The organism is Streptomyces purpureus, assembly GCF_014648195.1.
Lineage (GTDB): Bacteria > Actinomycetota > Actinomycetes > Streptomycetales > Streptomycetaceae > Streptomyces > Streptomyces purpureus.
Genome location: NZ_BMQQ01000024.1, coordinates 102469 through 112947 on the forward strand (window position 1 = coordinate 102469; position 10479 = coordinate 112947).

A 10479-nucleotide genomic window follows, 5' to 3' on the forward strand; every position below is an offset into this window, starting at 1 on the left:
CGTTCCTGGAGGTGCCTCGGCGATCCGGCCGCCCCTTCGCGCACGGTGGAACCAAGGAAGGAACGCCTTGATCACGGCCCCGCCACCCCTCGCCGCCCTCCATGTGCGCCCCGCCCGCCCCGGCGACGCGGCCGCCCTCGCCGCCCTGTCCGAGCCGTTCGTCCGCTCGGGCGCGCTGCGGGAGCGGCCGTTACGTCTCTACGCCGCCCACACGGCCGACTTCCTCGTGGCCGAGGCGCACGACGGCTCGCTCGAAGGCTGCCTCGGCTTGCGGTTCCACCCGGCCGCGGCCCCCGAGGGGCGTCCCGCCGGGGTCCTCTACAACTTCTGCGTCGCCCGCCGACGGCAGGGCAGCGGCCTCGGCGCACGGCTCCTCGGCGCCGCACTGGCCAGGGCGCGGACCCAGTCCCTCGCCGCCCTGTTCACCGCGACCACCGGCAGCGGGCGTCTCTTCGTGCGGTACGGCTTCGCCCCGGCCCCCCTGAGCGCGGCCCCCGCGGCATGGGCGCGGGCCGTGGACCCGCGCCGCGGGGCGCGGGTCCTCGCCCGTACGCTCTGACGGCCGCAAGGACCTCTCAGGGACCGGCCGGGGGCCCGGACGGCACGTCGTCCGGGACGACCGTCGTCCCCGGGCTCTTCTCGGAGAGGACCGCGTCCAGCACCGCGTGCGGCACCCGGCCGTCGAGGACCTGGGCCCGGCCGACCCCCGCCCTGACGGCCCGCAGGCAGCCCTCCATCTTCGGGAGCATCCCGCTCGCGAGCCCCGGAAGCAGCGCCCCCAACTCGGCGGCGGTCAGCCGCTCGATCACCTCCGCGCTGCGCGGCCAGTCCGCGTACAGCCCCTCGACATCGGTGAGGACCACCAGCCGGTCGGCGCCGAGGGCGACCGCCAGCGCCGAGGCAGCGAGATCGGCGTTGACGTTGTACACCTCACCGTCCGTGCCGCGCGCGACGGGGGAGACGACCGGGATACGTCCCTGGTCCAGCAACGCCCGTACGGTGCCCGCGTCCACGGCCACGATGTCGCCGACGAGACCGATGTCCACGAGCCGCCCGTCCACCCGCGCCGGGCGCCGTACGGCGGTCATCGTGTGGGCGTCCTCGCCCGACAGGCCCACGGCGAAGGGCCCATGGGCGTTGATGGCGCCGACCAGCTCTCGCTGGACCCGCCCCGTCAGCACCATCCGGACCACGTCCATGGTCTCCGGGGTGGTCACCCGCAGACCGGCCTCGAACCGGCTCTCCAGCCCGAGCCGGTCGAGCATCGTGCTGATCTGCGGGCCGCCGCCGTGCACCACGACCGGCATCAGGCCGGCGTGCCACAGCTCCACCACGTCCCGTGCGAACGCCTGCTGGAGCGTGTCGTCGACCATGGCGTTGCCGCCGAACTTGACGACGACCGTGCGGCCCTGGAGCTCCTCGCGCCACGTCTGGTGCCCGGCGCGCGGACCGGCCTCGGTCACCGGCTGTTCCACGGCTGTACGCATGTGTGTCCCCGCTTCTCTCATGTCGCTCTCCAGTAGCCGAGGGCGTGCAACCGCTCCTTGGGCAGGGCGAGTTGCTTGCGCGCGAAGGTGGCCAGCGAGCGTGTGGTCGTGGTGTCGCAGGCGATCCAGAGATAGGAGCCGTCGTCCAGGAGGTCCGGCAGCGCGCTCCGCACGGTGTCCACGAGGTGGGCCCCGCCGTCCCGTCGTGGCACCCGGACGACCTCGTGGTGCGCCGAGCCGGGCCGTGGCGGGCGGTCGTCGTCCAGGGGATGGGCCGTCTCGAACCATACGGTGGCGGGAGTCAGCGGCATCGCGTCGAGCAGCGAGTCGACGGCGGGCCGGGACGCCGGATCGCCCACGACGAGCAGCTGCGACGGCAGGGGGTCCGGCACGGCGAACTCCGAGCCCTGGACGGTCGCTTCGACGGTGTCGCCGGGCCGCGCGGCCCGGGCCCAGTCGCTGGCGCAGCCGGCGTGCAGGACGAAGTCCACGTCGAACGTGCCGGCGGACGGGTCCGGGTTCACCAGGGTGTAGCCGCGTTGATGGGGCCGGCCCGCGTTGTCGAACCAGAGGCGGACCCACATCGTCGGATGGGTGCCTGTCGCCCCGAGCATGCCCCCGTCGGAGAAGGAGAGCCGGTGGAGCCGGTCGGAGATCCGCTCGTTGTGCCGGACCGTGAAGGTGAAGTCCTTGCCTCGCATGAGCTTGAGGACGGCGCCCTGCCAGCCGTGTCCCATGTCGTTGTCCCCCGGGGGTGGTTGGAGTGGATGCGCGATGAGGTGCCCGTCAGGGGCGGGTGGACGTGTGGTGCCGGTGCGGGCAGTCGCGGGGCGCGGTGAGGAGCTGCCGGATCCGCTCGCCGGCCTCGGCGGCGTCGCGCGCGGGCGCCGGGAAGAGCAGCCGGACGTCGCAGTGTCCGACGGGGTACTCGCAGCGCAGGGTGATGGCGTGACGGTCCAGCGCGTACGGCAGGGCGCGGACCATGCCGTACGGCAGCCGCGCCCCGGCGAGCCCGACCAGATCGTCCATCAGCTCCTCGTGCGCATCGACGAGGTGGGTCAGCATCGCGGCCTCCTCGACGGCGAGAGGGTCGGGCTCGGCCAGGGTGACCTCGTCCAGGCCCACGTCCACCGCGCCCGCCGGTGTCCGGAGCCAGACGCGCGCGGTGTCCAGCCGCAGGGCGCCGCCGTCCGCCGGGGCGAGCCACCCGGAGACCGTCACCCTGGCCCGGACGCGGTCACGGACCGCGCTGGGCGCGATGTCGGTGAACTCCAGCAGGGCGGCCAGGCTGCCGCGCGGCGACTCGGCGGCCTCCCGCCCCAGCGGGCTGCCGGCCGGCGGGTGGAGCGTGATCTGCCCCTGTGCGCTGACGGAGTGCATGCCGATCAGGTCGTAGTCCTGCCCGGCGGTGGTGAGGGACAGCGAGACCGCGCGGGCCAGAACGGAGCGCACCCGCTCCGCGGGGGTCGGCTCAGGCAGGGCGGTGGCGGCGTGAGTGCTCAACGGGACTCCAGGCGGACAGCGGACGTATTGAGGTAAGGCTAACCTTACTTTTGTCGGCGCGGTAAGAGGTGAGCGGGGTCCGCTCTCGGGCCGGAGCGAGGGGGCTGACACCTTCCCTACTCTCCAGTAGGCTCCCCGCCATGGCGACGACCCTTCACGGACTGGCGCGGCACGCAAGCGATCTGACGGAGGGTCACATCACCTCCGTGGAGCTGGTCAAGGCGTCCCTGGACCGGATCGCGGCCACCCAGGGCACCCTCAACGCCTTCCGGCTGACCAGGCCGGAGGAGGCGCTTCGCGAGGCCGAGGAGGCCGACCGGCGTCTCGCGGCGGGGGAGCGGGCCCCGCTGCTCGGCGTGCCCGTCGCCGTCAAGGACGACACCGACGTCGCCGGCCTGCCCACCGCCTTCGGCTGCGCCGGCGACCTGCCACCGGTCTCCGCCGACGGTGAGGCCGTTCGCAGGCTGCGCGCCGCCGGAGCCGTGATCGTCGGCAAGACCAACTCCTGCGAGCTCGGCCAATGGCCGTTCACCGAAGGCGCCGCCTTCGGCGCGACCCGCAACCCCTGGTCGACCGAGCACACCCCCGGCGGATCCTCGGGCGGGTCGGCCGCCGCCGTCGCGGCCGGGCTCGTCCCCGCGGCCCTCGGCTCCGACGGCGCCGGCTCCATCCGTATCCCCGCCGCCTGGACCCATCTCGTCGGCATCAAACCGCAGCGCGGCCGGGTCTCCACCCATCCGTACACCGACTGCTTCGAAGGCCTCACCGTCAACGGCCCCCTCGCCCGGACGGTCGCCGACGCGGCCCTCCTCCTCGACGCCGTCAGCTCCACCGACGGCACCGCCGCCAAGCCCCTCGACGCCTCCGCCGCCGCCCGCCGCGACCCCGGACGGCTGCGAATCGCGCTCGCCCTGCGCGCGCCGTTCACCGCCACCCCCACACCGCTGCACCCGCAGATCCGCGCCGCCGTGCTGGCCCTCGCCGAGGCGCTCGCCCGCCTCGGCCACACCGTCGAGGAGGCCCGCCCCCGCTACGGACTGATCGGCCTCAGCTTCCTGCCCCGCGCCACCGCCGGGATCGCCGCCTACGCCGACCGCCACCCCGACCCCGCCCTGCTCGACCCCCGCACCCGCAGCGCCACCCGCACCGGCCACCACCTCGGCGGCCGGATCCTGCGCGCCGCCCGCGCCCGCGAGGGCCGCCAGCACGCCCGGATCGGCGCCATCTTCGACACCTACGACGTCGTGCTCGCCCCCACCACGGCCGCCCCGCCGCCCCGCATCGGCACCTTCGACGCGCTGCCGGCCTGGCGCACCGACCTGACGATGGCCGCGGCCTGCCCGTACGCCTGGCCCTGGAACGTCCTCGGCTGGCCCGGCGTCAACGTCCCCGCCGGATTCACCACCGACGGCCTGCCGGTCGGCGCCCAGCTGCTCGGCCCCTACGGCGGGGAGGAACGGCTCATCTCGCTCGCCGCGCAACTGGAGGACGCACTGCGCTGGTTCGAGAAGGCCCCGCCGCTTCCCGTCGCCATCAGCCACTGACGCCCGCGGCCGCGGTGGCGCACATCCGGGGGCGCCCCCACGCTGCCGTCGGACCGCCGTCGCCCGGTCAGGCGCCCCCATTGGGCCACCGGCCCGGGCGCGTCCGAGCTGCGGGACGGGACAACGGGCATCTAGGGTGAACAGGTGCAAATCGTACTCCGTGCGGCCGCGACGGCCCTGGCCCTGGTCCTCGTCCCGCCACCGACCGGAGCCGGGGCCCGTACCGCCCGCCTCGACGCCGTCGTCACCCCCGTCACCGCGGCCGAGCTCGGCGCCTCCTACCGCCCCGGCTGCCCGGTCCCGCCCGAGCGTCTGCGCCGGATCACCATGAACCACTGGGACCTCGCCGGGGAGGTCCGCCGCGGTGAACTGATCGTCCATCAGGACGTCGTCGCCCCGCTCGTCACCGTCTTCGGCAAGGCCTTCGCCGCCCGCTTCCCCATCCGCCGGATGCGGCCCGTCACCGAGTACGGCGCGAGCGACCCCGCCTCGATGGCCGCCGACAACACCTCCGCCTTCAACTGCCGCTCGGTGACCGGAGACGCGACCCGCCTCTCCCAGCACGCCCACGGCGACGCCGTCGACATCAACCCTCTGGAGAACCCGTACGTCGACCGCAAAGGCACCGTGCACCCGCCCGACGGAGTCCCGTTCCTGGACCGCGGCCGGGCCGTCCCCGGCATGATCCTGCCCGGCGACGTCCTCACCACCGCCTTCGAGGCCATCGGCTGGCAGTGGGGCGGACGCTGGAGCTCCGCCCCCGATTTCCAGCATTTCTCCGCGAACGGGCGCTGAACGGCGGATGACCGGGCGATACGCCCCGCACCACCCGGATTGTCAGCGGCCCGTGCTTAGCTGGACACATGATCGATGAATTCCTTGACCTGCCCGCCGGTGCCCTCTCCGACGTCGAGGACGCCGTCCGCAAGGCGGCCGCCGCCGAGATCATGCCCCGCTACCGGCAGCTGGCCACCCACGAGATCGTCGAGAAGAACGGCCCCCACGACCTGGTGACCGTCGCCGACCGGGCGGCAGAGGAGCATCTGACGGCCTCGCTCACCGCGCTGCTGCCCGGCTCCGTCGTCGTCGGCGAGGAGGCCGTGCACGCCGACCCGACGGTCTACGACGCACTGCGCGGCGAGGCCCCCGTCTGGATCGTCGACCCCGTCGACGGTACCCGCCAGTTCGTCCACGGCGAGCCCGGCTTCTGCACCCTGGTCGCCCTCGCCCGGCGCGGCGAGGTCCTCGCCTCCTGGACGTACGCGCCCGCCCTGGAGGAGATGGCCGTCGCCGTCCGGGGCCGCGGCGCGCTGCTCAACGGCGAGCCGATACGGGCCGGCGCCCCCGCCCCCGGCGCCCCGCTGCGGATCGCCACCTCCCACCCCGACTACACCACGCCCGAGCAGAAGCACGCCCTGCTCGGCCTGTCCGTCGACGGCGTCAGCCCCCGCCCCTGCGGCTCGGCCGGCCTGGAGTACCTCTCCGTCGCCCGCGGCGACCTGGACGCCGTCGCCTTCTCCTGGGAGTACGCGTGGGACCACGCGGCCGGCCTCCTCCTGGTCACCGAGGCGGGCGGCGCCCATCTGACCTCCACGGGCGAGCCGTTCCGCATCATCGGCGGCAACACCCTGCCCTTCACGGCGGCCCGGGACGCCGCGACCGCCCGGAAGGTCGTGGAGCTGCTGACGGTGTGACAGGGCGCACCGCCTGACGGCGTGTGGGACGGCGGCAGCGGTGTGGCCGGATGACGCCGGGCCGCCGACACCCGCCCGCCCCCGCCGGAATATCCTGGGAGTCCTGGCCACCGGCTGACGAAGGAGTCCGAAGGTGACGTCCATGCTCGATGCCGTCGTCGTGGGGGCGGGACCCAACGGACTCACGGCCGCGGCCGAACTGGCCCGCCGGGGCCACAGCGTCGCCGTGTTCGAGGCCCAGGACACCGTCGGAGGCGGGGCCAGGACCGAGGAGCTCACCCTCCCCGGCTTCCGCCACGACCCCTGCTCCGCCGTCCATCCGCTCGGCATCGGCTCGCCCGCCTTCAAAGCCATGCCGCTGGAGCGCTACGGCCTTCAGTGGCTGCACCCCGAGCTGCCGATGGCCCACCCCTTCGACGACGGCACCGCCGCCGTGCTCTCCCGCTCCGTCTCCGAGACCGCCGCCTCCTTCGGCGCCCGCGACGCCGGGGCGTACCGCCGCCTGGTCGCCCCGTACCTCGGCAAGTGGGACATCCTCGCCCGGGACTTCATGTCCCTGCCGCTCACCGCGCTGCCCCGCGACCCGTTCACCCTCGCCCGTTTCGGGATCGACGGACTGCCGCCGTACGGCTGGCTGGCGCGCCGCTTCCGCGACGAGAAGGCCCGCGCCCTCCTCGCCGGACTCGTCGCCCATGTCATCGCCCCCCTCAACGGCCTCGCCACCGGCGCCGTCGGCCTGATGTTCGCGCTCGCCGCGCACGAGAACGGCTGGCCGATGCCGCGCGGCGGCTCCCAGTCCATCTCCGACGCGCTCGCCGGCCTCCTGAAGGACCGCGGCGGCGTCGTCCACACCGGATTCGAGGTCAAGCGGCTGGACGACCTGCCGCCGGCCCGCGCCTATGTCTTCGACACCTCACCGACCGCGCTGGCCCGCATCGCCGGCCTTGGCGGCGCCTACGACCGCTACCGCTACGGCGCCAGCGTCTTCAAGATCGACTACGCGCTCGACGGCCCCGTCCCGTGGACCGCCGAGGCCCCCCGCCGCGCCGGGACCGTCCAGGTCGGCCCCACCGCCGCCGAGATCGGCGCCGCCCTCGACCAGGCGTACCACGGCACCGCCCCCAAGGCCCCCTTCCTCATCACCGCCCAGCCCAGCCTCGTCGACCCCACCCGCGCCCCCGAGGGCAAGCACGTCTTCTGGGCGTACGGCCACGTCCCCAATTCCTGGGAGGGCGACCTCACCGAAGCGATCGAGCGGCAGATCGAGCGCTTCGCCCCCGGCTTCCGCGACCGCGTCCTCGCCCGCGCCACCGCCGGACCCCCGCAGCTCGCCGCCCGCAACGCCAACTACGTCGGCGGCGACATCGCCTGCGGCGCCGCCAGCGGCCTCCAGCTGATCCTGCGGCCGAAGCTCTCCCTCTTCCCCTACAGCACCCCGCACCCCGCCGTCTTCATCTGCTCCTCGGCGACCCCGCCCGGCCCCGGAGTCCACGGCATGTCGGGCCACAACGCCGCCAAGGCCGTCTGGCGCCATCTGCGAGGAGGCACGTCATGACCCAGAGCCCGCCCGTCATCACCCTGGTCCACGGCGACATCACCGACCAGCACGTCGACGCCATCGTCAACGCCGCCAACTCCTCCCTGCTCGGCGGCGGAGGCGTCGACGGCGCCATCCACCGCCGGGGCGGACCGGCGATCCTCGAGGACTGCCGCAAGCTCCGCGCCTCCCACTACGGCCGCGGGCTGCCCACCGGCAAGGCCGTCGCCACCACCGCCGGGCGGCTGCACGCCCGCTGGGTGATCCACACCGTCGGCCCCGTCCACTCCGTCGTCGAGGACCGCTCCGACCTCCTCGCCTCCTGCTACCGCGAGTCGCTCAGGGTCGCCGGAGAGCTCGGCGCCACCTCCATCGCCTTCCCCGCCGTCTCCACCGGCATCTACGGCTGGCCCATCGACGACGGTGCCCGCATCGCGGTGCGGACCGTACGCGAAGCCGCGCCCGCCTCCGTCACCGACGTACGCTTCGTCCTCTTCGACACCCACGCCTATCGGGAATTCGAAAAGGCCCTGGCAGCCGAAAGGTGATGTCGCTTTTCCGCCAGCCGCGGAGCGGCGCGTCCCCGAAGCTGGACCCATGCATCCCGCCATGCACACCGACAGAGAGCGCTGCGTACGAGCGGTCCAGTCCAAGGACGCCCGCTTCGACGGCGTCTTCTTCACCGCCGTCCTGACCACGGGCATCTACTGCCGCCCCAGCTGCCCCGTCGTACCCCCCAAGCCCGAGAACATGGTCTTCCACCCGAGCGCCGCCTCCTGCCAGCGCGCCGGGTTCCGCGCCTGCAAACGCTGCCGCCCCGACACCAGCCCCGGCTCTCCCGCCTGGAACGCCCGCGCCGACACCGTCGCCCGCGCCATGCGGCTCATCCAGGACGGCGTCGTCGACCGTGAGGGCGTCCCCGGCCTCGCCGCCCGCCTCGGCTACTCCACCCGCCAGATCGAACGCCAGCTCCTCGCCGAGCTCGGTGCCGGCCCGCTCGCCCTCGCCCGCGCACAGCGCGCCCAGACCGCGCGGCTGCTCGTCGAAACCACGGCGATGCCGATGGCCGACATCGCCTTCGCCGCCGGGTTCTCCTCCATCCGCACCTTCAACGACACCGTCCGGGAAGTCTTCGCCCTCGCCCCCGGCGAACTGCGCGCCCGCGCCACCCGCGCCCCGGCCGGCGTCCCGCAGACCCCCGGCGTCCTCACCCTGCGCCTGCCGTACCGCGCGCCCCTCAACCCCGACAACCTCTTCGGCCACCTCGCAGCCACCGCCGTCCCCGGCGTGGAGGAGTGGCGCGACGGCGCCTACCGCCGCACCCTCGCCCTCCCGTACGGCCACGGCATCGTCGCCCTCACCCCCACCCCCGACCACATCGCCTGCCGGCTCTCCCTCACCGACCCCCGCGACCTCCCCATCGCCATCAGCCGCTGCCGCTGGCTGCTCGACCTCGACGCCGACCCCGCCGCCGTCGACGACCAGCTCCAGACCGATCCGCTCCTCGCCCCGCTCGTCGCCAAGGCACCCGGCCGACGCGTACCACGCACCGTCGACGCCGCCGAATTCGCCGTACGGGCCGTGCTGGGCCAGCAGGTCTCCACCGCCGCCGCCCGCACCCACGCCGCCCGCCTCGTCACGGCCCACGGCACCCCCGTCGACGACCCCGAAGGCGGCCTCACCCACCTCTTCCCCACCCCGCGGGCGCTCGCCGCACTCGACCCCGAGACCCTCGCCCTGCCGCGCAGCCGCCGCACCACCCTGGTCACCCTCGTCCAGGCCCTCGCCGACTGCACCCTCGCCCTCGGCGTCGACAGCGACTGGGCCGAGGCCCGCGCCCGCCTCGCCCAGCTGCCCGGCTTCGGCCCCTGGACGATCGAGGTCATCGCCATGCGCGGCCTCGGCGACCCCGACGCCTTCCTCCCCACCGACCTCGGCATCCGCCGCGCCGCCAAGGACCTGGGCCTGCCCTCCACCCCCGCCGCGCTCACGGCCCGCGCCGCCGCCTGGCGGCCCTGGCGGGCGTACGCGGTCCAGTACCTCTGGGCGACCGACAGCCACCCCATCAACCACCTTCCCGCGTAAGGACTCCTCGCGATGCCCCGCCAGCACACGGTCGTCGGCAGCCCCTACGGCCCCCTGACCCTGGTCGCCACCGACGGCGTCCTCAGCGGCCTCTACATGACCGCCCAGCGACACCGCCCCGCAGAGGAGACCTTCGGCAGCCCCGACCCCGGCGCCTTCGACGAGACGATCAGCCAGCTGGAGGCCTACTTCGCCGGCGAGCGGCGGGAGTTCGACCTGCCGATGCGGCTGCACGGCACCGACTTCCAGCGCGCCGTCTGGGAGCAGCTGCGCACCATCCCGTACGGCGAGACCCGCACCTACGGCGAACTCGCCGAAGCCCTCGGCAAGCCCAGCGCCTCCCGGGCGGTCGGCTTGGCCAACGGCAAGAACCCGATCGGCATCATCGTGCCCTGCCACCGCGTCATCGGCGCGAGCGGCAGCCTCACCGGCTACGGCGGCGGCCTCGACCGCAAGCAGCGCCTGCTCGCCTTCGAGGCCGGCGCCCCCGAGCAGGCCCTCTTCCCGCTCTAGTGGGTGTCTTGTGGATCTTGCCGGGCTCGGCCTGATCCACAAGACACCCCCTAGTAGTGCTTTGTTAGCGGGTCTTGTCACATTGGGTGTTCGGTAGTTCGCTGGTTGTATGAGGG

11 protein-coding genes are annotated in these 10479 nt (G+C 74.2%); 8 read left to right on the forward strand and 3 right to left on the reverse strand.

Going from position 1 to position 10479, the window contains the following annotated elements; all coding sequences use genetic code 11:
• Positions 1–67: 67 nt before the first annotated feature.
• Positions 68–559, forward strand: coding sequence for a GNAT family N-acetyltransferase (locus IEZ01_RS25935; RefSeq protein WP_189204037.1), 492 nt, complete (start codon positions 68–70; stop codon positions 557–559).
• A 16-nt stretch (positions 560–575) separates the two neighbouring features.
• Here the strand turns inward: IEZ01_RS25935 and argB are convergent, their stop codons facing one another.
• The 3 genes from argB to IEZ01_RS25950 are packed head-to-tail and all read right to left on the reverse strand — an operon-like array spanning position 576 to position 2990.
• Positions 576–1508 carry an acetylglutamate kinase gene (gene argB / locus IEZ01_RS25940; protein WP_373287668.1) on the reverse strand — a complete coding sequence of 311 codons (933 nt, stop codon included), beginning with the start codon at positions 1506–1508 and terminating at the stop codon, positions 576–578.
• Positions 1505–2224, reverse strand: coding sequence for a siderophore-interacting protein (locus IEZ01_RS25945; RefSeq protein WP_189204039.1), 720 nt, complete (start codon positions 2222–2224; stop codon positions 1505–1507). Before IEZ01_RS25945 ends, argB begins: the two co-directional genes overlap by 4 nt.
• 49 nt (positions 2225–2273) lie before the next feature.
• Positions 2274–2990, reverse strand: coding sequence for a hypothetical protein (locus tag IEZ01_RS25950; RefSeq protein ID WP_019890447.1), 717 nt, complete (start codon positions 2988–2990; stop codon positions 2274–2276).
• A gap of 140 nt (positions 2991–3130) precedes the next feature.
• Between IEZ01_RS25950 and IEZ01_RS25955 the strand changes: the two genes are divergently transcribed.
• The 7 genes from IEZ01_RS25955 (at position 3131) to IEZ01_RS25985 (ending at position 10363) form a co-directional block, all read left to right on the forward strand.
• Positions 3131–4534 (forward strand): amidase, encoded by a 1404-nt coding sequence (locus IEZ01_RS25955; RefSeq protein ID WP_189204041.1) that lies wholly within the window; start codon positions 3131–3133, stop codon positions 4532–4534.
• Between the two features lie 144 nt (positions 4535–4678).
• Positions 4679–5329 carry a M15 family metallopeptidase gene (locus IEZ01_RS25960; protein ID WP_189204043.1) on the forward strand — a complete coding sequence of 217 codons (651 nt, stop codon included), beginning with the start codon at positions 4679–4681 and terminating at the stop codon, positions 5327–5329.
• A gap of 68 nt (positions 5330–5397) precedes the next feature.
• Entirely contained in the window at positions 5398–6228 is an 831-nt protein-coding gene (locus IEZ01_RS25965) for an inositol monophosphatase family protein (protein WP_019890450.1), read from the forward strand.
• A gap of 133 nt (positions 6229–6361) precedes the next feature.
• Positions 6362–7783 carry a phytoene desaturase family protein gene (locus tag IEZ01_RS25970; RefSeq protein WP_189204045.1) on the forward strand — a complete coding sequence of 474 codons (1422 nt, stop codon included), beginning with the start codon at positions 6362–6364 and terminating at the stop codon, positions 7781–7783.
• Positions 7780–8313, forward strand: coding sequence for an O-acetyl-ADP-ribose deacetylase (locus tag IEZ01_RS25975; protein WP_019890452.1), 534 nt, complete (start codon positions 7780–7782; stop codon positions 8311–8313). Before IEZ01_RS25970 ends, IEZ01_RS25975 begins: the two co-directional genes overlap by 4 nt.
• Before the next feature lie 61 nt (positions 8314–8374).
• Positions 8375–9850, forward strand: coding sequence for an AlkA N-terminal domain-containing protein (locus IEZ01_RS25980; RefSeq protein WP_189204047.1), 1476 nt, complete (start codon positions 8375–8377; stop codon positions 9848–9850).
• A gap of 12 nt (positions 9851–9862) precedes the next feature.
• The gene (locus tag IEZ01_RS25985) at positions 9863–10363 is read left to right on the forward strand and encodes a methylated-DNA--[protein]-cysteine S-methyltransferase (protein WP_019890454.1); all 501 of its coding nucleotides are present in this window, start codon (positions 9863–9865) and stop codon (positions 10361–10363) included.
• Positions 10364–10479 lie beyond the last annotated feature (116 nt).